Below are 21,670 nucleotides of genomic sequence, written 5' to 3'. Positions count from 1 at the left end.
CCATCTGGCGTTACTGGTTGGGTGCGAGGTCGAGGTCCAAGGGTGGAATTCCGAGTTCGGTCGGCGCGCCCATATCGTCGCCGGGCATGGGAATCGCACCAAGCGCGTCCTCGACGGCGGTCGCGTCGAGCAATTCGTGCTCGCCGATCCAGTAGGTCACGGACTCGGGCCAGAAGATCAGCAGCGCGACCAGCAGGAGCTGAAGGACGATCCAGGGAATCGAACCCCAGTAGATGTCGCTGGTCTTGATCGACGGCGGCGCGATGCCGCGCAGGTAGAACAGCGCGAATCCGAACGGCGGATGCATGAAGGACGTCTGCATGTTCACGCAGAGCAGCAGGCCGAACCAGATGAGGTTGATGTCGAGCGCGGCGGCGACCGGGACCAGCAGCGGAACGACGATGAAGACGATCTCGAAAAAATCGAGAAAGAAGGCGATGAAGAAGACAAAGAGCATCGTGAAGATGAGAAAGCCGGTCTGCCCGCCCGGCAGGTCGCTGAGGATATGCTCGATCCAGCGGCCGCCGTTGACGCCCTGGAACACGAGGCTGAAGACCGTGGCGCCGAGCAGGATGAAGACCACCATCGACGTCAGTCGGGCGGTCGAGGTCATGGCCTGCCACATGAGATCGTTGCGATAGCGTCCGTGCAGCATCGCGAGTACGATCGCGCCGACCGCGCCCATGGCGCCGGCCTCGGTGGGGGTCGCGAGCCCCATGAAGATCGTGCCGAGCACGAGGAAGATCAGCACGAGCGAGGGGACCATCCCCCACAGTACCTTGGAGACCAGCGCCCAGCCGCGCAGCGTGCGCGCCTCGGGCGGCAACGGCGGCACCTTCCACGGCTGGAAGACCGCGACCGCGAGGACAAAGAGCAGGAACAGGGCGATCTGCAGGACCGAGGGACCGATGGCGCCGAGATACATGTCGCCGACCGAGACGCCGAGTTGGTCGGCGAGCACGATCAGCACGAGCGACGGCGGAATCACCTGGGTGATCGTGCCGGCCGCGGCGATGGCGCCGGTGCCGATCCGCATGTCGTAGCCATACCGCATCATGACCGGGATGGTGATCATGCCCATGGCGATGACCGAAGCCGCCACCGTTCCCGTGATGGCGCCGAGGATCGCGCCGACGATGATCACCGCGAAAGCCAGGCCGCCCGGGATCGGCCCGAACAGCTGACCGAAGCCGTCGAGCAGATCCTCGGCGAGGCCGCTGCGTTCGAGGATCGTTCCCATGAAGGTGAAGAACGGGATCGCCAGCAGGAGGTCGTTCGACATGATGCCGAAGACGCGGTAGGGCAGCGCCTGCAGGAATTCGGGGCCAAAGTAGCCGACCTCGATGGCGAGACCGCCAAAGAAAAGTCCCAGCGCGGACAGCGAGAAGGCGACCGGGAAGCCGAACAGCATGAAGGCGATCAGTCCGGCGAACATCGCCGGCGCCATGTAGCCGTATTCTAGCATGTCCCGCGGCTCCGCGATGTTTCGAGGCTCATTGCAGCGGCCTCTCGTATTCGACGGCCACGGCGTATTCCCCGCGCAGCGCCGCGATCCGCTTGATCAGCTCCGCCAGGCCCTGGAGAAACACCAGCGCCATGCCGAAGGGGAGCAGGAACTTGACCGGCCAGACCGGCAGGCCGCCGGCGTTGGAGGACATCTCGCCGGACTGGAAGCTCGAGAGAAAGAAGGGCCAGGCCATCGCGCCGATCATGATCGTGGAGGGAAACAGGAAGAAGATGATCCCGATGACATCGATCCAGAGTTTCCGCCGCGCGGAGGCCGACCCATAGAACAGATCGACCCGCACATGCTCGTTCACCTGCAGCACATAGGCCGCGCCGAGCAGGAATATGCCGGCGAACATCTGCCACTGGATCTCGAGCCAGGCGTTCGAACTGGCGCTGAGGATATAGCGCGACATCGCGTTGCCCGCGCTGATCAGGCAGCTGAGCAGGACCAGCCACGCGGCGATCCAGCCGAAGAACCTGGTAATCCGATCGATTACACCCGCCAGAAGCAGGAGCCCAGACATCCGATGTCCTCCCATTTCGCCGATGGGGTATCGGATCCCGCCACGGCCTTGAGGTTTTTCGTAGCCGCGTCTGATCCTTCAGACAAGAACTTTGAGTAACAAAACCACCTTAGCCGGGCAGCTTCGAGCGCCTTCGCAATCGGAGACCGAAGACGACGGCGGCGGTCGCGGCGACGAGAAACAGGCCGAGATCGCCGCTGGTCCGGGCGATGACCGAAATCGAGCGGCCGAAGCCGTATCCGAGGCCGACATAGAGCGCCGTCCAGACGACTTCGCCGGCCGCGGCGAAGACGAGGAACCGCCCCGGCGCGACGCCGATCAGGCCGCTGATCAGGTTCACCGCCGGCGCGATCGGGCTGACGAGCCAGCGGCAGAGGAAATTGCCGGCGTCGCCCCGATGGTCGGAGAAGTCGCGGGCACGGGCGATGGCTTGCCCCATGCCGTGGCGGCCGGCCCAGTCGAGCGCCCCCTGCCCGGCCCGCGCGCCGATGCCAAAGCCGACGAGATCGCCCGCCACCGCGCCGACGAACGCGGCGATGAGCACGGCGGCGAGGTTCATCTCGCCGCTGGCCGCGAAGGAGCCGGCGGCGAGCAGGGTCAGTGTCCCGGGCACCGGCAGGCCGATCGAACTCAAGAGGGCGGCCGCGAAGACGAGCAGCGGACCGTGGGCGGCGAGCAGGCGCAGCACATGCTCGCTCACGGTCGGCCGCCTCGTTCGCGGACGATCTCGGCCTTGGTCTCGGCCTTCACCTCGGCCAGTGGCCGCCCGGTGTCGCGGGCGACCTGCTCCAGCGTGAGACGCTCGCCGGGCCGTGTCTCCACGCCAAGCGCGGCGGCGAGCGCCGCGCGATCGATGTCCCAGGCGTTGGCGACGAAACCCAACGTCATCCACCCGGCGAGCGGCGTCTCCCGCTCGGCCCAGTGCAGCGCGGAATCGACGAGTCGCGCGGCGAAGACGAGCGTGAGGGCGGAGGCGACCAGGAAGCCGACGAGGGATCCGGCCCGGCCAGGGCGTTTCGCATGGTCGGGCACGGCGCACTCCCTGTCTGGGCGACCCTGACTATCGCCGGAGGCGCTCGTCCTGTCCATCGCGCCCATCGCGTGCATCGCGCGCGGCGAACGGCGCCCGGCCCTACGATGCAAGGGGGGTTTTGCATTCGTGGCCGCGAGGGGCTATCAGACCCGCGACAGCAGCCGGAGCCGCCGATGATCCTCTATCCCGCCATCGACCTGAAGGACGGGAACTGCGTGCGCCTGCTGCGCGGCGACATGGGCTCGGCGACCGTCTTCGGCACTGATCCGGCGGCGCAGGCGCGCCTCTTCGCCGACGCCGGGTGCCAGTGGCTGCATCTCGTCGATCTCAACGGCGCCTTCGCCGGGACGCCGGTCAATGGCGCGGCGGTCGAGGCGATCCTCGCCGCGGCGCGCATCCCGGTCCAGCTCGGCGGCGGCATCCGCGACCGCGCGACGATCGACGCCTGGCTGGAGAAGGGCGTCGCGCGGGTGATCCTCGGCACGGCGGCCGTGCGCGACCCCGATCTGGTGCGCCAGGCCGCGCGGGCGCATCCGGGGCAGGTGGCGGTCGGGATCGACGCGCGCGGCGGCCGGGTCGCGGTGCAGGGCTGGGCCGAGGAAACCGACCTCGACGCCGTCGATCTCGCGCGGCGGTTCGAGGACGCGGGCGTCGCGGCGCTGATCTATACCGACATCGACCGCGACGGCGCGATGGCGGGGCCGGACGTGCCGGGGACGGCGGCGCTCGCCCGCGCGGTGACGATCCCGGTGATCGCTTCCGGCGGTATCGCTTCGATCGAGGATCTGCGCGCGCTGAAGGCCTGCGACACGGAGCTCGACGGGGCGATCTCGGGGCGCGCGCTCTACGAGGGCAAGCTCGACCTCGCCGAGGCGCTGGCGCTGCTCGCGGCGTGAGGAGGGACGGATGACCATCGAGATCTGGCTCGGCTTCGTCGCGGCCTCCGCGGTGCTTCTGGTGATTCCGGGGCCGACGATCCTGCTCGTTGTCTCCTACGCGCTCGGGCGCGGCTGGAAGGTGGCGGCGCCGGTGGCGACCGGCGTAGCACTCGGCGATCTCACGGCGATGACGCTGTCGATGCTCGGGGTCGGCGCGCTGCTCGCCGGCTCCGCCGCGCTCTTCACGGCGGTGAAATGGATCGGCGCGGGCTATCTGGTGTTTCTCGGGATCAAGCTCTGGCGCGCGGGCGCCGCCTTCGAGGCCGAGGCGCGGACCGAGGCCGCGGCGCCGGGGCGGATGCTCGCCCATGCCTGGCTGGTGACCACGCTGAACCCGAAGTCGATCGTGTTCTTCGTCGCGTTCCTGCCGCAGTTTCTCGATCCCGCCCGTCCGTTCTGGCCGCAGATGGCGGTCTTCGAGGCGACCTTCGTCACGCTCGCCTTCGCCAACGCCTTTGGCTACGCACTGCTCGCCGCCCGCGCCCGGCGGCTCGCCGAGAGCCCGCGCGCCATCCGCCTGTTCAATCGCGCCGGCGGCACCGCCCTGATCGCGGCCGGCGCGGCGGCGGTCACGGTCAGGGCCGCCTGATGCTGAAGGTGCGGGTGATCCCCTGCCTCGACGTCAAGCAGGGGCGCGTGGTGAAGGGCGTGAATTTCGTCGACCTGATCGACGCCGGCGATCCCGTCGAGGCGGCGCGGGCCTATGACGCGGCCGGGGCGGACGAGATATGCTTTCTCGACATCGCCGCGAGTCAGGAGAACCGGGGCACCCTGCTCGACCTCGCCTCGCGCACGGCGGAGCAGTGTTTCATGCCGCTGACCGTCGGCGGCGGGGTGCGGACGCCGGAAGATGTGCGGGCGCTGCTGCTGGCCGGCGCCGACAAGGTGAGCTTCAACACCGCCGCCGTGGCCGATCCCGAAGTGATCTCGGCCAGTGCCAACAAGTTCGGCAACCAGTGCATCGTCGTCGCGATCGATGCCAAGGGCGTGGCGCCCGGCCGGTGGGAGATCTTCACCCACGGCGGCTCGCGCCCGACCGGGATCGACGCGGTCGCCTTCGCCCGCGAGATGGCCCGCCGCGGCGCGGGCGAGATCCTGCTGACCTCGATGGACCGCGACGGCACCAAGGCGGGCTACAACCTCGGCCTGACCCGCGCCGTCGCCGACGCCGTGGGCATCCCGGTGATCGCGAGCGGCGGGGTCGGCACGCTGGCGCATATGGTCGAGGGCGTGACCGAGGGTCATGCGTCCGCGGTGCTCGCCGCCTCGATCTTTCATTTCGGCACCTTCTCGGTCGCCGAGACCAAGGCCGCCATGGCGGCGGCCGGCATCCCCGTGAGGCTCGTCTGATGGATACGCTCGCCCGGCTCTTCGCCACGGTGGAGGCGCGCGCCGGCGCGCATCCCGACACCTCCTATACCGCGTCGCTGCTGGCCAAAGGCCCGGCGAAATGCGCGGAGAAGTTCGGCGAGGAGGCGGTCGAGGCGATCATCGCCGCCGCGCAGGGCGACCCCGCCGCCCTGACGCGCGAGGCGGCCGACACGCTCTATCACCTGCAGGTGATGCTCTGCGCCGCCGGTGTCGCGTGGCAGGATGTGCTCGCCGAACTCGCCCGCCGCGAGGGCCTGTCCGGCCACGCCGAGAAGGCGGCCCGCCCGCGATAGCGCACGGGCGGAGGGCGGCCTTTGCCGCCCATGCGGAGCGCGCGGTGCGCGCGAGTCTTTTTGATTTGTTTTCCGACCGTTGTCGGAAAACGACTGCTCTCCAGGTTAGCAAACCCGTATGAATGCCGGGGTGCGCGTCAGGCCGGGGCGGGTTCGGCGGCGGCGAGATCCGCTTTCAGCCGCGCGCGGCCGGTGGGGTCCCGGCCGAAGGCGCGGAGGCGGTCGGTCGCCATCACGGCGAACGCCGCGGCGTCGGCCCGGGGTGGTGGCGGACGCGGACAATTGGTCGCGGCGCGAACAAGGCCGATCAGACCGTGGCGGTCGAGCATGATATCCGAGACATCGAGCCGCCCCGTCACCTCCGGCCGACCCAGCGTCGGGTGGACGGCCTTGATGCGCGGCGGGTGCTGGCGGACTCGGCGCGATTCGAACGCGCGACCTTCGCCTTCGGAGGGCGACACTCTATCCAGCTGAGCTACGAGTCCACGTCGGCGTTCCTAGACGGAGGGGGAGTCGCTGTCAACCGAACTGCGAGCCCGGGTGGCCCTCGGGTGCCCAGCCTTCCTTTCGCGATCGAGACCGTCGGCGAGGTCGTAACGGTCGAACCCTGCCGAGGGCGCGCCCGTCCCGACATCCGGGATCCCGGGAAACCCGCCGCCCCTCTCCGGGAGTTTCCCGCCGGCTACCGCGGCGCCAGATCCGCCACGAGGTCGATCGCGGTCTTCACCATCAGCGGCCAGCCGGCGAGGCTGAACTGGTTCATCGAGACGAAGACCCCCACGTCGCGGGTCGGCGCGATCGCCAGGAAGGAGAACTCACCCTGCAGGCCACCGGACTTCACCAGCATCAGCGGGGCGGGACCGTCCGGCAGCACCGTCACCCAGCCCATCGCCATCGCGCCCATCTCGCCGCCGTCGTCGAGCCCGCTGACCGGCGACAGCCCGTCGCGATAGAGCCAGCCCGCGTGATTGAACCGCCGCCGCTCCGCATTGGCCGTGTCGTCGCGGTCGAGATGCCAGGCCATGAAGCGCAGCATGTCGCTGGCCGTCGAATAGAGCCCGCCGGCGCATTCGATCGTCACCGGGGTCGGCGCCAGCGGCATCGGCGAGCCATCGAAGAAATGCCCCTGCATGGCATTCGCCTCGTCGCCGGCGGCGAGATTGAACCTGGTCCGCGTCATGCCGCGCGGCGCCAGCACCCGCTCGGCCAGCAGGTCGGCATAGGGCTTGCCGCCGATGCCCTTGAGCGCGATGCCGAGCAGGTCGTGACCCCAGTTCGAATAGAGCGCGCCGGTACCCGGCGGAAACAGCAGCGGATCGCCCTTCAGCCCGGTGATCTGCGCTTCCATGGTGTTGCCGCCGAAGGGATCGCTGTCGGTGCCGCCGGTCTGCGGCACCTCGCGCGGCAGGCCGGAGGATTGCGTGACGAGATCGACGATCCGCACCGCGCGCCCGCCCTTCTCCGGCACCTCGAATTCCGGCGGCAGATGGGCCTGGACCGGATCGGTCATCCCGACCGCGCCCTCGGCGACCAGGCTCGACAGCACGTCGCCACAGAAGGTCTTGGAAATCGAGCCGATGCGCAGCAGCGTGTCGCCGTCCGGCTCCTTGCCCGAGCCGGTGGCCGTCTCGCCGAAACCGGCGATGGCCGTCTCGCCGTCCCGCACGGCTGCGATGACGAGGCCGGGCGCGCCCGCGCCGAGAAAGGCGATGCCGCCGGCGAAATTCACCGTCTCGGTCAGGAGCTTGTCCTCCGCCGCGGCGGGCGCCGCCAGCGTCGTGGCCAGCATCAGCGCGATCGCAACCTTTTTCCGTCCCTGCATCGTCCGACTTCCTCCTCTGCCCGGATCCGGCGGCACGCTAGCGGCTTTCGCGCCCGGTCCCGAGTCAAATCCGAAGCCGCGACCCATGGCCGTGAACCCGCGGGTATCCGCGTAACAAATTGTTATTGCATAAAAATTCACAATTCTAGCGCCTTGCGTCAGCGGAAGGCCTTGCGGGCACCCCGATGATTGCCGATGATCCCGCCGGACAAACACCCCGAGCGGAGCGCGAACGACCCCATGACGACCCCACACTCGACCACCCGGCGCGGGCTGCTCAAGGGCCTCGCCGCCGGCTCCGGCGCGCTCGCCGCGACCCATGCCTTCCCCGGCTTCATCCAGGCCCAGACCTCCGAACCGATCCGGCTCGGCTTCCAGCTGCACCGGACCGGCATCGGCGCCGCCTATGGCCGCTGGTACGAGCGCACCGCCAGGGCCGCGCTCGAAATCGTCAACGCCGGCGGCGGCATCAATGGCCGGCCGGTCGAGATCCTGTTCGAGGACGACGGCACCGATCCCAAGCGCGGCTCCGAGCTGATGGAGAAGTTCGCGACGCAGCTGAACTGCGACGCCGTGTTCGGCGCGCTGTTCAGCCATGTCGTGGTCGGCACCGCGCCGCGCGCCGGCGAACTCCGGATGCCCTATCTCGTCTGTTCCGAGGGTCATCACGTGGCCAGCGGCCTCAACCGCTGGACGCTGCAGCCCGGGATCACCGACGTGAAGAGCCAGGTCCAGTCGATGGCGCCCTGGGTCGCATCGAACCTCGGCAAGAAGGTGACGATGGTCTATCCGGACTATGCCTTCGGCTATGACCACCGCGACTTCTTCTCGGCGGCGCTCAAGGCCCAGGGTGGCGAGGTGATCGAAACCATTGCCATCCCGCCGACCGAATCCTCCTTCACCCGCTACTTCCCGCGGATCCCGCGCGAGACCGAGGTGATCTATCATGTGATGGTCGGCCCGGCCGTGCTGACCTTCGTCAAGGAGCTGGGCGAGTTCTATGGCACGGCGAACCATCCCCAGATCTTCGGCTTCATCGACTCGCTCGAAGGGGTGAACATCGCCACGCCTGGCCTTGAATTCCTTGAAGGTTCCCATTTCTGGGAAGGCCAGTGCCGGTATCTCCAGGCGGACGCGGGCCCGTCCGAGGGCTTCTATCGCGAGAAGGTCGGCGTCGACGATATCGGGGCATCGACGGCGGATCCGAAGGACATCTCGACCTATTCCCACATGTTCAGCCCGTGGGAGACGCTGTTCGCCCTCAAGGCGGGGATGGAGGCGTCGGGCTATCAGGGCCGCGACGGCGGGCAGGCGCTGATCGAGGCCTTCGAGGCGATGACCGATTTCCCGCTCTCCAACGAGCATCCGCAGGGCGACAAGATCTTCAATGGCCGGACCCATCAGGTCTTCGGCCACCAGTATATCTCCAAGGTCGAGGGCGGCGCGCTCAAGCGGGTGCATACCACCACGATCGAGGACGGGCTCTATCCCGACGAGGTCGACTACCTGACCCAGCCGTTCTGATCCCGCCGGGCCGCCAGCCTTGGATCTCGGTCCCTATCTTCTGCTCGCCGCGCTCGAGGGGCTGGTCATGGCGGCGGTGCTCGCCTTGACCGCCTCCGGGCTGTGCCTCGTCTTCGGTGTCATGCGCGTCGTCAACGTCGCGCATGGCGAGTTCTTCATGCTCGGCGCCGTCGCCGCCTGGTTCATCACCGATCACCTCGCCGGCCCGCCCTGGCTCGGCTTTCTCGCCGCGCTGGCTCTCGGTCCGCTGTTCGTCGGCGGCATCGCGATCCTGGCTGACCGGCTGATCCTGAAGCGCCTCGACTACGAGCCTGAAGCGACCATCGTGGCGACCATCGGTCTGCTCTACGTGTTCCAGCAGGCGGCGCTCAGCCTGTTCGGCCCCGATGCGCGGGCGGTGGCCGCGCCGTTCGACTGGCGCATCCAGCTGCCCTGGTTCGGCTATTCCGGCTACAAGCTCGCCGTGGTCGGCGCCGCCGTCCTGCTGCTCCTCGGGCTCTGGCTGGTGATGACCCGCACCCGCTTCGGCCTCGTCATGCGCGCCACCCAGTACGACCGCGAGACCGCGACCGCCTTCGGCATCGATGTCGACCGGGTCTATGCCGGCGTCTTCGGCCTCGGCGCCGCGCTCGCCGCCGTCGCCGCGGTGCTCGTGGTGCCGATCAGTCAGGCGCACTACCTGATGGGCGGCGATCCGCTGCTTCTCTCCTTCATCGTGGTCATCATCGGCGGGCTCGGCAGCCTGCGCGGCACGCTGGTCGCCGCGCTGCTCATCGGAATGAGCGATGGCATGATATCGGTCTTCTTCTCACCGACACTGGCGAAGATTCTCGCGACGCTGCTCGTCGCGCTGGTTCTGGTCTTCCGGCCCGAGGGCCTGTTCGGAAAGCGCGCGGCATGAGGCTCGACCGGGCGCTCCCGCTGCATGTCGGCCTTGTCGCGCTGCTTCTCGCGCTGAACTTCCTGTTGCCGGCCTATCATCATGCCAGCCTCGCGCGGATCATGGTGCTCGCGATCTTCGCCATGGGCTACAATATCGCCTTCGGATATTGCGGCTTGCTCAGTCTCGGCCACGCGCTGTTTCTCGCCGCGGGGCTCTACGCCGCCGGTCTCGCCGTGACGCTCGGCGGATGGACCGCCGGCCCGGCACTGGTCGCGGGCGTGGCGGCGGGAGGCGCGACGGCGTTCCTGATCGGCCTGCTGGCGCTGCGGACTACCGGCGTCGCCTTCATGATCGTGACGCTGATGTTCGCCCAGACCGGCTATCTGACCGTGCTCTATTTCGGCGATGTTACCCGCGGCGAGGAAGGTTTCGTCCTGCCGCGGGCCGCCCGGATGATCGGCGGGATCGACCTGTCGGGCGAGGAAACGCGCTATCTCGTCGCCCTCGCCGTCTTCTCCGTCGCCCTCCTCGCCAATCTCGCGCTTGTCCGCTCCGCCACCGGGCGGGTGCTGGTCGCCATGCGCGAAAATGCCGAGCGCAGCCGGATGCTCGGCTACGACCCCTTCCGCTATCGCCTGCTGGCGCTCGTCGTCTCCGGCGTCTACGCCGGAGCCGCGGGCGCGCTCTATGGCCTGCTCTTCGGCTATGTCGGCGGCACCTTCGCCTCGATCCAGTATTCGATCCTGCCGTTGCTCTGGGTGCTGCTCGGCGGCGCGGGGACGGTGCTCGGGCCCTTCGTCGGAACGCTCGTCATGTTCTATCTCATCGACCTCAGCGGCGGCGTCACCTCCGCCACGCTGCTGGTCGTCGGCCTCGCGCTGGTCGCGCTCGTACTCTTCGCGCCGCGCGGACTGCTCGGGCTGTTGCGGAAAAAGGCGCCGGCATGGCTGCCCTGACCGTCTTGCGCACCCGCCAGCTCAGCCGGCATTTTGGCGGACTCCGGGCGGTCCAGAACGTCGATTTCGAGCTGCTCGACCGCGAGATCCACGCGCTGATCGGGCCGAACGGCGCCGGCAAAACCACTTTCGTCAGTTTGCTCTGTGGCCGTCTCGCGCCGAGCTCGGGAAGCGTCTTCTTCGCGGGCACCGACATCACCCATCTACCGGCGCAGGCGCGGGTCCGGCTCGGCATCGCCTATACCTTTCAGATCACCTCGATCTACAACCGGTTGACGGTGCTGGAGAACGTCGTCCTCGCCGCCCAACGCTCGGGCACCCGCGACCTCGAGGCGCGCGCCCGCGCCACCCTCGCCCGCGTCGATCTCGACCGCTTCGCCGAACAGCGCGCGGGCACGCTCGCCTATGGTCACCAGCGGCTGCTGGAGATCGCAATGGGCCTCGCACTCGATCCCCGGCTCCTGATCCTCGACGAGCCGACCCAGGGTCTCGCCGAGGCCGAGATCGAGGCCTTCAAGGCGCTGGTGCGCGAGGTCTCGACCAGGGCGACCGTGCTCCTCATCGAGCACAACATGGAACTGGTCATGGATCTCGCCGATCGGATCAGCGTCCTCAATTTCGGCGAGATCCTCGCTCGCGGCACGCCGGAGGAGATCCGCGCCGATCCGGCCGTGCAGGCCGCGTATCTGGGGGGATGATGCTGCGGGTCGAGGAGATCGAGGCGGGATATGGCGGGGCCCGGGTGCTGCGCGGGCTGTCGCTGTCCGTCGCGGCGGGCGAACTGCTCTGCGTCATGGGCCGCAACGGCGCCGGCAAATCGACGGCGCTGAAGGCGATCATGGGTCTTGTCCGCCCGAGCGCCGGTCGGATACTGCTCGATGGTGTACCGATCGAGGCACTGCCGGCGCACCGGATTCCGCGGCTCGGCATCGCCTATGTGCCGCAGGGCCGGCGCCTCTTCGCCGAGCTGACGGTCGCCGAGAATATCGAGGTCGGCCTGATGACGCGCGGCCGGGGCACCGAGACGCGGGAGCGGGTGCTGTCGCTCTTTCCCCGCCTGCGCGACCGGCTGGCCCAGGTTTCCGGCACCCTGTCGGGTGGTGAGCAGCAGATGCTCGCCATCGCCCGCGCTCTCTGCCTCGAACCAAAGGTGCTGCTGCTGGACGAGCCGACCGAAGGGCTGCAACCTTCGATGATCACCCTGATCCGCGAGACGATCATGGCGCTGAAATCGACCGGCGTCGCGACCGTGCTCGTCGAGCAACGGGTGGAGGCGGTGCTGTCCATCGCCGACCGCGTGAGCTTCGTCGTCAACGGCGCCACCGCCGAGACGCTGGACGCCGCGCGGTTGACGCCCGACGCGCCGCAATTCCGCCAATATGTCGGGGTCTGAGGATCCGGCGTCGCCTCCGTTGTCCGGTCACCCGCTCGCCTTCTGGATCCATCGGCCGTCCTCCTGGGCCCAGTATTTCGCCGGCAGGCCCGCCGCGCGGACCGCGCGCCAGTCGCGCCGCGCCTCTTCCAGCCGCGGCGCGTCGTTGCCATCGAAGACGAGACAGGTGCGCTCGAACTCCCGCATCTCCTCCGGCGCCGCGCGGGCGCCATCGACCAGCATCAGGATCCGGGCGCGATTGGGATTCTCGTCGCCGATGGTCAGGTAGATCGGCTGCCGGTCGGCGTGGTCGCGTCGCGACGTGCCATGCGGCAGGAAGGACGCGTCGCGGTAGGTCCAGAGCAGCGCGTCAAGCTCCTCCATCCCGGCGGCGGAACCACAGCGCAGCAGCACCCGCCAGCCGCGCTCGAGCGACCGTTCGAGAAGGTTGGGCAGGGTCTGCTCCAGCGGCGAGGCGGTCAGTTGATAGAACCAGACCTCGGCCATGGCGCTCAGCCTTCGCAGCGGTCCCGGATCATCCGGTCGAGCGCGCGCACGCCCCAGCCGGTCGCGCCCTTCGGCGCGAGCTCGGTATCCTTGGAGACATAGGCGACGCCCGCGATGTCGAGATGCACCCAAGGGGTGGCGTCCCGTACGAAGCGGCGCAGGAACTGCGCCGCGGTGATCGAGCCCGCCGGGCGGCCGCCGACATTCGCCATGTCGGCGATCCGGCTCTTGATCTGCTTGTCGTAGCCGGCGCCGAGCGGCATGCGCCACGCGCCTTCGCCCTCGGCGGCGGCGGCGTTGAGGAAGGATTGCGCCAGCCCGTCGTCATTGGCGAAGACGCCCGCCTTCTCGTGGCCGAGCGCGATGATGATGGCGCCGGTCAGGGTGGCGAGATCGATCATGCCGCTCGGCTTGAACCGCTCCTGCGCGTACCAGAGCACGTCGGCGAGCACGAGCCGGCCTTCGGCGTCGGTATTGATGATTTCGACCGTATCGCCCTTCATCGAGGTTACCACGTCGCCGGGCCGCGTCGCGGCGCCGTCCGGCATGTTCTCGACGAGACCGACGATGCCGACCACGTTCGCCCTGGCCTGTCGCAGCGCCAGCGTCCGCATCACCCCGGCGACCACGGCCGAGCCGCCCATGTCCATGGTCATTTCCTCCATGCCGGCGGCCGGCTTGATCGAGATGCCGCCGGTATCGAAGACCACGCCCTTGCCGACCAGCGCGAAGGGCTGGCTGTCATCGCCCGCGCCTTGCCACTGCATCACCACCACCTTGGACGGGCTGACGGAGCCTTGACCGACGGCGAGCAGCGTACGCATCCCGAGCCGCTCCAGCTCCGGCTCCTCCAGCACCTCCACCTGGACGCCAATGTCGCGCAGCGCGAGCAGCCGCTCGGCGTATTCGCTGGTGGTAAGCACGTTCGCCGGCTCGCTGACGAGGTCGCGGGTGAAGAACACACCGGATATCTGGGCGGCGAACGGCGCGAAGGCCTCGGCCGCGGCGGCGGGATCGCGCACGAGGAAGCGGACCGCGCGGTTCGGCGCCGGCGCGTCGGCCTCGCGCGTCCGGTAGGCATCGAATTCATAGGCGCGGAGCCCGAGCCCGAGCGCCACCTCCGCGACCCGGGGCAGCGCGCCGGCGAGCACGGTCAACGGGACGCTGGTGTTGAAATTGGCGATGGCCGCCCCCGCGAGGCGCGCGTCGGCGACCGTCGGGCGGCGGGGCAGCTTCACGACCAGCGCCGCCTCGGCGGCGAGACCGCCGGGAAAGGCGAGCACATGGCCGCCGCCGGCCTTGCCCTTGACGAAGGCCGGGCTCTGCGACAGGCGCCTGACCGCGCCCCGCGTCAGTCGATCGACCCGCCGGGCCACCGCGCCCATGCCGCCGTCCTCGTCCAGGAAAACGACGATCCGGCCCGGAACGTCCTTTATTTCGACGGACTCGACCTCGGCGAAGGTGGTTTCCAGTGGCGCGGTCACAGCGGTCTCCGTAGGTTGCGTGGCGAGGGCAAGCCCTAGCGGCTTTCGCCGGCCTTGGCCAGACGGCCGCCGCGCGCCCCCGGGTACGACAACGCTGGTACGACGACGCTGTGACGACGGGGCTGGGAGACGAGGCGCGGACTTGAGGCGACTGGACCGCTACATCCTGGCTCAGCTGATCACGGCCTTCGGCTTTTTCGTGCTGGTCTTCACCGGCGTCGTCTGGCTGACCCAGGCGGTGCGACTGATCGATACCGTGATCGCCAGCGGCCAGAGTGCCATGGTGTTCCTGACCTTCTCGGCGCTCGTCATGCCGCAGGTCTTCGTCATTGTGCTGCCGCTGTCGGGGATCGGCGCCTCGCTCTTCGCGCTCAACCGGCTCTATACCGAATCCGAACTCGTGGTGATGATGTCGGCCGGGCTCAGCCCCGTCGGCCTCCTGCGCTCGGTCGGAGCCTTCGGCGCCATGGTCGGCGTGGCGATGGCGGTGGTGCTCATGTTCCTGGTGCCGCTCTCCGGCGGGTTGCTCGCCGACCGCACCCAGGCGATCCGCTCCGACCTCGCCAACGCGCTGATCGTCGAGCGGCAATTCCTGCACCCGCTGCCCGGGCTGACGCTCTTCATCCAGGACACGAGCCGGGCGGGAGAGATGTCGGGCATCTTCCTCAACGACCAGCGCGAATTCCTGCGGCCGATCACCTATTCGGCGGAGCACGCGCGGCTCCTGCGCGAGGGGGACGAGGCGCGGCTCGTGATGCTCGACGGGGTGGCGCTGTCGCTCAACGAGCGCAGCCAGCAGATGAGCACGGTACGGTTCGACCAGTTCGTGTTCGATCTCAGCGACCTTCTGCGCGACGAGAACGCGCGGACCCGGCGGCCGTCCGAATATTCGGTGATCGAGCTCGTCCGGCCGACCGAGACGATGCTCGCATCCGGACGCCACAGCCGCGGCGACTTCGTGGCCGAAGGGCACTACAAGCTGACGCTGCCTCTGCTCGCCACCATCTTCCCCATGATCGCGCTGGTGACGATCCTCGCCGGCGGCTATCGGCGCAGCGGCTTCGGACGCCGGGTGATCGTCGCGATCGGCGTATCGGCCCTGCTGCAGATCCTCGTCTTCGTCACCCGCGCGCAGGTACAGGAATCGGCCGACCTCTGGCCACTGATGTATCTGCCGATCCTGCTCGGCATCCTCTATGTCGTCGTGCTGGCACGGCGGCTCGCGCGGCCGCGCCGTCCGTCGGGAGTGCTGGCGTGATCCTCTGGAACTATGTCCTGCGCGGCTTTCTGCGCGCGCTGCTCGCGGTCTTCGCGGTGCTGGCGTTCGTCGTCGTGCTGTTCGGCTCGGTCGAGAACCTGCGGCGGTTCGGCGACACCGCCGCGGGCGGCGCCGACGTGATGCGCATCACGCTCCTGCAGGCACCCGAGACGCTCTACCAGATTTTCCCGCTCGTGCTGATGCTGGCCAGCCTCGTCACCTTCCTGCGCTTCGCCCGCACCAGCGAGCTCGTGGTCATGCGCGCCTCCGGCGTCTCGGCGCTGCGCCTGATCCGGGTGCCGGTCGGCGCGGCGGTGATCCTCGGCGCGATCTTCGTCGCGGTGGTCAATCCCTTCGTCGCGGCGACCATCAAGCGCGGCCTCGCGCTCGAGGACGAGTTCCGGGGCGACGGCGCCAGCCAGCTCTCCTTCTCGGCCGATGGCGTCTGGCTGCGCCAGGCCGATCCCGACGGCCAGAGCGTGATCCAGGCGGCGCGCACCAACGCCGACGGCACGGTGCTGAGCCGGGTGCGGGTCTATCGCTTCGACCGCGATGGCACGATCTACACCCGCATCGACGCGCCGGCCGCGCGACTGACGCCCGGCGCCTGGCTGATCGAGCAGGCGACGCAATGGGATCTCGACGCGGACGGGCGGTTCGAGCGCGTGTCGCAGGCGAAGCGGATCACCCTGCCGACCGCGCTGACCAGCGACCAGATCCTCGACAGCTTCGCGCCGCCGGAAGTGGTGGGGTTCTGGCATCTCGGCGGCTTCATCTCGCAGATGGAGGAATCGGGTTTCTCCGGCCAGCGCCACCGGCTGTTCCTTCAGAGCGAGCTGGCAAAGCCCGCGCTCTTCGCCGCGATGGTGCTGATCGGCGCCGCCTTCGCACTGCGCCCGACGCGGTTCGGCCAGACCGGGGTGATGATCCTGCTCGCGGTGATGGCGGGATTCGCGCTCTACTTCCTCAAGGATTTCTCGGAGACGCTCGGCGCGCGCGGCCAGATTCCGCTGCTGGTCGCCGCCTGGACGCCGCCCGTCGCCGCCATCCTGCTGGCCCTGGGCTTGCTGTTGCATCTCGAAGACGGGTAATCACGAAGGCGCGCGCGCAAAGCGTGGGATCGGTCACAGGAACGGCATGTCGCAGCGGGGTCGGTTCATCGCGTTCGGCCTTGCGCTCGCGGTCGCCGCGACGGGCCTGCGCGCCCAGTCGCCGGAGGCGGACCAGCCGCCGGCCAGCCTGATCGCCGACGAAGTGACCTACGACCGGGAGACCGGCCTCCTTGTCGCCACCGGCGATGTCGAGGTGCTCTACGAGGGTCGGGTGCTGAAGGCGACCTCGATCACCTATGACGAGAAGGCGGACAGGATTCGCGCGGTCGGCCCGATCCAGATCACCGATCCCGAGCGCGGCATCCTGCTCGCCGACAGCGCGGACCTGTCCGCCGATATCACCGACGGACTGATCGAGAGCGCCCAGCTGCTGATCGCCGGTCAGTTGCAACTCGCCGCCGCCGAGGCGCGGCGCTCGCAGGGACGCTACACCACGCTCTACCGGGCGATCGCCAGTTCCTGCACCATCTGCGAAGGCAATCCGACGCCGACCTGGGCGATCCGCGCCGCCCGGGTGACGCAGGACGCCGAGGCCAAGCGCATCTTCTTCGAGAATGCGACGCTCGAAGTCTATGGCGTGCCGGTCGGCTATCTGCCGCGGCTGAGCATTCCCGATCCCTCCGTCGGCCGGGCAAGCGGCGTTCTGGTGCCGGTCGGCGTCAATTCCAACATCTTCGGGCTGGGGCTCAAGATACCGTACTACTGGGCGCTGTCGCCGGCGGCGGATGCGACGGTCACGCCGTTCTTCACCACCACCGGCGCCAAGCTCTTCGAGGGCGAGTATCGCCAGCGCTATGCCAACGGCGGCTTCGACTTCAACGGCGTCGTGGCCCTCGACGACGGCCTCGGCGGCACGCCAGGGCGGGGCGCGGCCTTCGCGGTCGGCGAGTTCGCCCTCGGGGATTTCGGCCTTGGTGAGGGGTTCGTCACCGATTTCGATCTCGCGCTCGCCAGCGACGACACCTTCCTGCAGCAGTTCGACTATTCCGACTCCGACCTGCTGACCAGCACGGCGCGTATCCTGCGCAACCGCGAGCACGACTATTTCGAACTCGGCACCGTCGCCTTCCAGAGCCTGCGCGAGAACGAGGACACCGCCAGCATTCCTTTCGTGCTGCCGGAGTTCACCTATCATCGGTTGTTCGACGCTCCGATGGTCGGTGGCCGGATGTCACTCGACGCCCAGGCGCTCGGCATCATCCGCCAGGACGGCCAGGACGCGTTGCGCGGGGGTGGCGATATCGACTGGCGCCGGGTCTGGACCCTGCCCCAGGGCGTGCTGGCGACCGCCGGCGCGATCGCGGGTTTCGACATCTATCGGGTGTGGGATGATCCGGACCAGTCCGGCGACGTCCTGTTCCGCACCGACCCGAACGTGAATTTCGAATTGCGCTGGCCGCTGATGCGCGCGAGCGGCCGCGCCGCCCATGTCATCGAGCCGATCGTACAGGTAATTTATTCCGACACGCTCGGCGAAGACGACGTTCCGAACAACGACAGCACGCTCGTCGAATTCGACGAGACGAACCTCTTCGCGCTGAACCGCTTTCCCGGGGAGGATCGGATCGAGACCGGGCTCCGCGCCAATGTCGGGTTGGGCTATACCCGCTACGACCCGGCCGGCTGGTCGCTGGGCGTCGTCGTCGGACAGGTGTTCCGCGCCAAGGCCGATCCCGATTTCTACGAGAGCACCGGTCTCGCCGGGCAGTCGTCCGACGTGGTCGCCGCCGTATCGGTCAATTTCGGCACCGCCCTCAGCCTGGTGAACCGGGCACTCTTCGACACCGATTTCAGCTTCAACCGCAACGAATTCGCGATGACCTACGAACAGGATCGCGGCGCGCTGCGCGCGGCCTATGTCTATCTCGCGGAAGGCTACAATCCCTACTATGGCGCGCAGCCGGAGACCAACGAGTTCGGCCTCGATGCGCGCTACCGCGTGATGCCCAACTGGGAGGTTCGCGGCCTCTGGCGCTACGACGTCGTGACGGGCGCCAATCTGCGGGCGGGTGGCGGCCTGACCTATGGCAATGATTGCGCGGAGTTCGACCTTTCGGTCTCGCGCCGCTATACGTCATCGACTAATGTGCCGCCCTCGACATCGGTCGGCTTCAGCGTGCGCCTCGCGGGGCTTGGCGGATCGAGCGAGCGCAAATGGCCCGCGGGTGTATGCGCGGCGCGCAAGACGTGACGACAGGCTGCCCGGGAGGGGCGCGAATGCGAATGGCATGGAAGGCTCTTCTGGCGGTCTGCGGCCTCGGATTGGGCTACCTCGGACCGGGTGGGCCGCTCAACGCGGCGGACAATCGCTACGCCCCCGCGATCACCGTGAACCAGGGCGTCATCACCCATTATGACATCGATCAGCGCGCCCTGCTGCTCGGCGCCATGGGTGCCACCGGCGATCTGCGCGCGCAGGCCATAGAGCAGCTGACCGAGGATCGGCTGAAGATTCAGGCGGGCAAGGCTCTCGATATCGAGCTGCCCGACGGCGCGGTCCAGCAGGGGCTGGAAGAATTCGCGACCAATCGCGGCCTGACCATGGACAATGTGAACGAGGTGCTGGTCGCGCGGAAGATCGACCGTCAGACCATGGATGATTTCGTCGAAGCCGGCATCATGTGGCGCGAAGTGGTGGTCAACCGCTTCCGCGCCCGCGCGACGCCGACCGACGCCGACCTCGACCGGGCGCTCGAACTCGCGGCGACCAGCCCGCGCGAGATGGTGACCCTCGGCGAGATCGCCCTGCCCTTCGCCGAACGCGGCGAGCCCGAGACCATCGCCTTCGCCGATAACCTCTATCGCGACCTTTCCCGCGGCGCGAGCTTCGCGGACGCCGCGCGCACCCACAGCCGCAGCACCACGGCCGAGAACGGCGGCGTCATGGCCGAGATCCCCCTCACCCAGATGCCGCCCGCGATCCGGAGCCAGATCCTGCTGTTGCGCCCGGGCCAGGTGACGCGGCCGATGCCGATCGGCGGCGGGCTCGCGATCCTGAAGCTCATTTCCAGCCGGCAGGCCGCGCCCGAGCCAGTGCAGGCCGACGATCCGGCAGTGCGCGACGCCCTGCGCCAGAGGCTCTTCGGCGAGCGCATCAACAGCTTTGGCCAGGGCTATCTCCAGGAACTGCTCAGCGACGCCCTGATCGTCACGCGATGACAACGCCGGTTGCTCTGACCTTGGGCGATCCCGCCGGGATCGGCGGCGAGATCGCGTTCAAGGCGTGGCTCGAACTGCGCGACGCGGCGCCGTTCTTCATCATCGGCGACGTGTCGCATCTCGCGGGGATCGGCGGCGCGCTCGGCCTGTCGCCGCGACCGATCGCGGCCCCCGGGGAGGCGGCGGCGGCGATGGCCGAGGGGCTGCCGGTGCTGCCGCATGCCCTGCCCCGCCCCGCGCCGCCCGGCTCGCCGGCGCCCGAGAACGCCGCCGCCGTCATCGAGATCATCGCGCGGGGGGTCGAGCTTACCCGTTCCGGCGCCGCGCTGGCGCTCTGCACCAACCCGATCCAGAAGAAGGCGCTGCGCGAAGGGGCGCGTTTCGCCTTTCCCGGTCATACCGAATTTCTCGCCCATCTCTCCGGCGCGCCGTTGCCGGTAATGATGCTGGTGGCGCCGGATCTCCGCGTGGTGCCGGTGACGATCCATATCCCGCTCGCCGAGGTTCCGGTCGCGCTGACCCCGCCGCTGCTGGAGGAAACGCTGCGGATCACGCATCGGGCGCTGATCACCGATTTCGGCGTCGCGGCGCCCAGGATCGCGGTGGCGGGGCTCAATCCTCACGCCGGAGAGGGCGGAGCGATGGGGACCGAGGAGATCACGGTGATCGCTCCGGTTCTCAGCCGGCTGCGGCTCGAAGGGATCGCGGCGATGGGTCCGTATTCGGCCGATACGCTGTTTCACCCCGCGGCGCGGGCACGCTACGACGCGGCGGTCTGCATGTATCACGACCAGGCGCTGATCCCGATCAAGACGGTGGATTTCGAAGGCGGGGTCAATGTGACGCTTGGGCTCGATTTCGTGCGAACCTCGCCGGACCACGGCACCGCCTATGACATCGCCGGCCAGAACCGCGCCAGTCCGACCAGCCTGATCGCCGCGCTGCGGCTCGCGCGGTCGCTGGGCGAGACGCGACAGGCCAATCGGTGAGCGACGACGGCCTGCCGCCGCTGCGCGAGGTGATCGCGACGCATGGACTCGCGGCGCGCAAGGCGCTCGGCCAGAACTTCCTGCTCGACCTCAATCTCACGGCGAAGATCGCCCGGCGGGCCGGCGACATCGGCGCCTGCGACGTGCTGGAGATCGGGCCGGGGCCGGGCGGACTGACCCGCGCGCTGCTGATGGAGGGAGCGCGGCACGTGGTGGCGATCGAGCGCGACGCCCGCTGCCTGCCCGCGCTGACCGAGATCGCGGCCGCCTATCCCGGGCGGCTGACGGTGATCGAGGGCGACGCGCTGGCGCTCGATCCGCTGGCGTGTCTGACGCCGCCGATCCGGGTGGTGGCGAACCTGCCCTACAATGTCGGGACCGAGCTTCTGGTGCGCTGGCTGACCCCGCCGAGCTGGCCACCGTTCTGGCAGAGCCTGACGTTGATGTTCCAGAAGGAGGTCGCCGAACGGATCGTCGCGGCGCCGGGCTCCAAGGCCTATGGCCGGTTGTCGATTCTGGCGCAGTGGCGGGCGAACGCGCGCATCGCCTTCGAACTGCCGGCCCGCGCCTTCACCCCGCCGCCGAAGGTGACGAGCGCCGTGGTTCAGCTCGACCGGCTTGAGGCGCCGCGGTTTCCGGCCGACGCCGCGACCCTCGGCCGCGTCGTCGCCCTCGCCTTCGGTCAGCGCCGCAAGATGCTCCGCGCCAGCCTGCGACCTTTGGGCGACGTGGAGGCCCTGTTGGCGGAAGCCGGCATCCCGCCCACGGAACGCGCGGAACAGGTATCGCTCGAAGCATTCTGCCGGCTCAGTCGCGCCGTCGAGGCGCGGGCCGGGGCAAGACCGCCCCGTCCCGAAGCGACGCCCGGCTAGGATCTGTGAACACTTACCGTATCCAGAGTACGATAGCGGCGATGGTGACGACGGCGAGGAAGTT

23 protein-coding genes and 1 tRNA gene are annotated in these 21,670 nt (G+C 68.8%); 15 read left to right on the top strand and 9 right to left on the bottom strand.

The annotated features are described in order from the left end of the window. Positions 1-10: 10 nt before the first annotated feature. The 4 genes from Q0480_RS15395 to Q0480_RS15380 all read right to left on the bottom strand — a co-directional run bounded on the left by Q0480_RS15395 (position 11) and on the right by Q0480_RS15380 (position 3,065). Complete coding sequence (locus Q0480_RS15395; protein WP_299134238.1) at positions 11-1,465, bottom strand: TRAP transporter large permease subunit; 1,455 nt, start codon at positions 1,463-1,465, stop codon at positions 11-13. 28 nt (positions 1,466-1,493) lie between these two features. Next, positions 1,494-2,033 carry a TRAP transporter small permease subunit gene (locus tag Q0480_RS15390; RefSeq protein ID WP_299134236.1) on the bottom strand — a complete coding sequence of 180 codons (540 nt, stop codon included), beginning with the start codon at positions 2,031-2,033 and terminating at the stop codon, positions 1,494-1,496. Between the two features lie 109 nt (positions 2,034-2,142). Further along, on the bottom strand, positions 2,143-2,733 hold the full coding sequence (locus Q0480_RS15385; RefSeq protein WP_299134234.1) for a DedA family protein: 591 nt from the start codon (positions 2,731-2,733) through the stop codon (positions 2,143-2,145). Beyond that, a complete protein-coding gene (locus tag Q0480_RS15380) occupies positions 2,730-3,065 on the bottom strand; it encodes a hypothetical protein (protein ID WP_299134233.1) in 336 nt (111 codons plus the stop codon). The genes Q0480_RS15385 and Q0480_RS15380 overlap by 4 nt, the downstream gene beginning before the upstream one ends. A gap of 174 nt (positions 3,066-3,239) precedes the next feature. Between Q0480_RS15380 and hisA the strand changes: the two genes are divergently transcribed. Genes hisA through Q0480_RS15360 form a run of 4 tightly spaced genes read left to right on the top strand, consistent with a single transcriptional unit; the run spans position 3,240 to position 5,668 of the window. Then, a complete protein-coding gene (gene hisA, locus Q0480_RS15375) occupies positions 3,240-3,962 on the top strand; it encodes a 1-(5-phosphoribosyl)-5-[(5-phosphoribosylamino)methylideneamino]imidazole-4-carboxamide isomerase (protein WP_299134232.1) in 723 nt (240 codons plus the stop codon). Positions 3,963-3,972: 10 nt separating this feature from the next. Next, positions 3,973-4,593 carry a LysE family translocator gene (locus Q0480_RS15370; RefSeq protein WP_299134231.1) on the top strand — a complete coding sequence of 207 codons (621 nt, stop codon included), beginning with the start codon at positions 3,973-3,975 and terminating at the stop codon, positions 4,591-4,593. After that, positions 4,593-5,354 carry an imidazole glycerol phosphate synthase subunit HisF gene (hisF, locus tag Q0480_RS15365; protein ID WP_299134230.1) on the top strand — a complete coding sequence of 254 codons (762 nt, stop codon included), beginning with the start codon at positions 4,593-4,595 and terminating at the stop codon, positions 5,352-5,354. Before Q0480_RS15370 ends, hisF begins: the two co-directional genes overlap by 1 nt. After that, the gene (locus tag Q0480_RS15360) at positions 5,354-5,668 is read left to right on the top strand and encodes a phosphoribosyl-ATP diphosphatase (RefSeq protein ID WP_299134229.1); all 315 of its coding nucleotides are present in this window, start codon (positions 5,354-5,356) and stop codon (positions 5,666-5,668) included. The genes hisF and Q0480_RS15360 overlap by 1 nt, the downstream gene beginning before the upstream one ends. A 137-nt stretch (positions 5,669-5,805) precedes the next feature. Here Q0480_RS15360 and Q0480_RS15355 read toward each other — a convergent pair whose 3' ends face one another. The 3 genes from Q0480_RS15355 to ampH form a co-directional block, all read right to left on the bottom strand. Next, a complete protein-coding gene (locus Q0480_RS15355; protein ID WP_299134228.1) occupies positions 5,806-6,027 on the bottom strand; it encodes a hypothetical protein in 222 nt (73 codons plus the stop codon). 49 nt (positions 6,028-6,076) lie between these two features. Continuing rightward, positions 6,077-6,153 (bottom strand) — tRNA-Arg (locus Q0480_RS15350). Between the two features lie 197 nt (positions 6,154-6,350). Beyond that, the gene (ampH, locus tag Q0480_RS15345; protein WP_299134227.1) at positions 6,351-7,490 is read right to left on the bottom strand and encodes a D-alanyl-D-alanine-carboxypeptidase/endopeptidase AmpH; all 1,140 of its coding nucleotides are present in this window, start codon (positions 7,488-7,490) and stop codon (positions 6,351-6,353) included. Between the two features lie 240 nt (positions 7,491-7,730). On the opposite strand from ampH, the gene Q0480_RS15340 reads away from it, so the two are divergent. The 5 genes from Q0480_RS15340 to Q0480_RS15320 are packed head-to-tail and all read left to right on the top strand — an operon-like array spanning position 7,731 to position 12,246. Next, positions 7,731-9,014, top strand: coding sequence for an ABC transporter substrate-binding protein (locus Q0480_RS15340; protein WP_299134226.1), 1,284 nt, complete (start codon positions 7,731-7,733; stop codon positions 9,012-9,014). A 19-nt stretch (positions 9,015-9,033) separates the two neighbouring features. Next, positions 9,034-9,915: a branched-chain amino acid ABC transporter permease gene (locus Q0480_RS15335; RefSeq protein WP_299134225.1), complete on the top strand. Its 882-nt coding sequence runs from the start codon at positions 9,034-9,036 to the stop codon at positions 9,913-9,915. Next, entirely contained in the window at positions 9,912-10,853 is a 942-nt protein-coding gene (locus Q0480_RS15330) for a branched-chain amino acid ABC transporter permease (protein WP_299134224.1), read from the top strand. Before Q0480_RS15335 ends, Q0480_RS15330 begins: the two co-directional genes overlap by 4 nt. Then, complete coding sequence (locus Q0480_RS15325; protein WP_299134346.1) at positions 10,850-11,551, top strand: ABC transporter ATP-binding protein; 702 nt, start codon at positions 10,850-10,852, stop codon at positions 11,549-11,551. Before Q0480_RS15330 ends, Q0480_RS15325 begins: the two co-directional genes overlap by 4 nt. Continuing rightward, positions 11,551-12,246 (top strand): ABC transporter ATP-binding protein, encoded by a 696-nt coding sequence (locus Q0480_RS15320; RefSeq protein WP_299134223.1) that lies wholly within the window; start codon positions 11,551-11,553, stop codon positions 12,244-12,246. The genes Q0480_RS15325 and Q0480_RS15320 overlap by 1 nt, the downstream gene beginning before the upstream one ends. 27 nt (positions 12,247-12,273) lie before the next feature. Here the strand turns inward: Q0480_RS15320 and Q0480_RS15315 are convergent, their stop codons facing one another. Continuing rightward, positions 12,274-12,732: a DNA polymerase III subunit chi gene (locus Q0480_RS15315; protein WP_299134220.1), complete on the bottom strand. Its 459-nt coding sequence runs from the start codon at positions 12,730-12,732 to the stop codon at positions 12,274-12,276. Positions 12,733-12,737: 5 nt separating this feature from the next. Further along, complete coding sequence (locus tag Q0480_RS15310; protein ID WP_299134218.1) at positions 12,738-14,216, bottom strand: leucyl aminopeptidase; 1,479 nt, start codon at positions 14,214-14,216, stop codon at positions 12,738-12,740. 142 nt (positions 14,217-14,358) lie between these two features. On the opposite strand from Q0480_RS15310, the gene Q0480_RS15305 reads away from it, so the two are divergent. Genes Q0480_RS15305 through rsmA form a run of 6 tightly spaced genes read left to right on the top strand, consistent with a single transcriptional unit; the run spans position 14,359 to position 21,606 of the window. Continuing rightward, positions 14,359-15,474: an LptF/LptG family permease gene (locus tag Q0480_RS15305; RefSeq protein WP_299134216.1), complete on the top strand. Its 1,116-nt coding sequence runs from the start codon at positions 14,359-14,361 to the stop codon at positions 15,472-15,474. After that, on the top strand, positions 15,471-16,565 hold the full coding sequence (gene lptG / locus Q0480_RS15300; RefSeq protein WP_299134215.1) for an LPS export ABC transporter permease LptG: 1,095 nt from the start codon (positions 15,471-15,473) through the stop codon (positions 16,563-16,565). The genes Q0480_RS15305 and lptG overlap by 4 nt, the downstream gene beginning before the upstream one ends. A 46-nt stretch (positions 16,566-16,611) precedes the next feature. Further along, positions 16,612-18,777 carry an LPS assembly protein LptD gene (gene lptD, locus Q0480_RS15295; RefSeq protein ID WP_299134213.1) on the top strand — a complete coding sequence of 722 codons (2,166 nt, stop codon included), beginning with the start codon at positions 16,612-16,614 and terminating at the stop codon, positions 18,775-18,777. 26 nt (positions 18,778-18,803) lie between these two features. Further along, positions 18,804-19,745, top strand: coding sequence for a peptidylprolyl isomerase (locus Q0480_RS15290; protein WP_299134212.1), 942 nt, complete (start codon positions 18,804-18,806; stop codon positions 19,743-19,745). Beyond that, positions 19,742-20,734 (top strand): 4-hydroxythreonine-4-phosphate dehydrogenase PdxA, encoded by a 993-nt coding sequence (gene pdxA, locus Q0480_RS15285; protein WP_299134211.1) that lies wholly within the window; start codon positions 19,742-19,744, stop codon positions 20,732-20,734. The genes Q0480_RS15290 and pdxA overlap by 4 nt, the downstream gene beginning before the upstream one ends. Next, positions 20,731-21,606 carry a 16S rRNA (adenine(1518)-N(6)/adenine(1519)-N(6))-dimethyltransferase RsmA gene (rsmA, locus tag Q0480_RS15280; protein WP_299134209.1) on the top strand — a complete coding sequence of 292 codons (876 nt, stop codon included), beginning with the start codon at positions 20,731-20,733 and terminating at the stop codon, positions 21,604-21,606. The genes pdxA and rsmA overlap by 4 nt, the downstream gene beginning before the upstream one ends. Positions 21,607-21,670 lie beyond the last annotated feature (64 nt).

Source organism: uncultured Amaricoccus sp. (genome assembly GCF_937891315.1).
GTDB lineage: Bacteria > Pseudomonadota > Alphaproteobacteria > Rhodobacterales > Rhodobacteraceae > Amaricoccus.
Note: the sequence above shows the minus strand (reverse complement) of the source record. Positions and strands in the feature narration are given on the sequence as shown.

Coding starts and splice junctions, on each gene's coding strand:
- Q0480_RS15395 (WP_299134238.1), bottom strand. CDS start 1,465: ATGCTAGAATACGGCTACATGGCGCCGGCGATGTTCGCCGGACTGATC.
- Q0480_RS15390 (WP_299134236.1), bottom strand. CDS start 2,033: ATGTCTGGGCTCCTGCTTCTGGCGGGTGTAATCGATCGGATTACCAGG.
- hisA (WP_299134232.1), top strand. CDS start 3,240: ATGATCCTCTATCCCGCCATCGACCTGAAGGACGGGAACTGCGTGCGC.
- Q0480_RS15370 (WP_299134231.1), top strand. CDS start 3,973: ATGACCATCGAGATCTGGCTCGGCTTCGTCGCGGCCTCCGCGGTGCTT.
- hisF (WP_299134230.1), top strand. CDS start 4,593: ATGCTGAAGGTGCGGGTGATCCCCTGCCTCGACGTCAAGCAGGGGCGC.
- Q0480_RS15360 (WP_299134229.1), top strand. CDS start 5,354: ATGGATACGCTCGCCCGGCTCTTCGCCACGGTGGAGGCGCGCGCCGGC.
- ampH (WP_299134227.1), bottom strand. CDS start 7,490: ATGCAGGGACGGAAAAAGGTTGCGATCGCGCTGATGCTGGCCACGACG.
- Q0480_RS15340 (WP_299134226.1), top strand. CDS start 7,731: ATGACGACCCCACACTCGACCACCCGGCGCGGGCTGCTCAAGGGCCTC.
- Q0480_RS15330 (WP_299134224.1), top strand. CDS start 9,912: ATGAGGCTCGACCGGGCGCTCCCGCTGCATGTCGGCCTTGTCGCGCTG.
- Q0480_RS15320 (WP_299134223.1), top strand. CDS start 11,551: ATGCTGCGGGTCGAGGAGATCGAGGCGGGATATGGCGGGGCCCGGGTG.
- Q0480_RS15315 (WP_299134220.1), bottom strand. CDS start 12,732: ATGGCCGAGGTCTGGTTCTATCAACTGACCGCCTCGCCGCTGGAGCAG.
- lptD (WP_299134213.1), top strand. CDS start 16,612: ATGTCGCAGCGGGGTCGGTTCATCGCGTTCGGCCTTGCGCTCGCGGTC.
- Q0480_RS15290 (WP_299134212.1), top strand. CDS start 18,804: ATGCGAATGGCATGGAAGGCTCTTCTGGCGGTCTGCGGCCTCGGATTG.
- pdxA (WP_299134211.1), top strand. CDS start 19,742: ATGACAACGCCGGTTGCTCTGACCTTGGGCGATCCCGCCGGGATCGGC.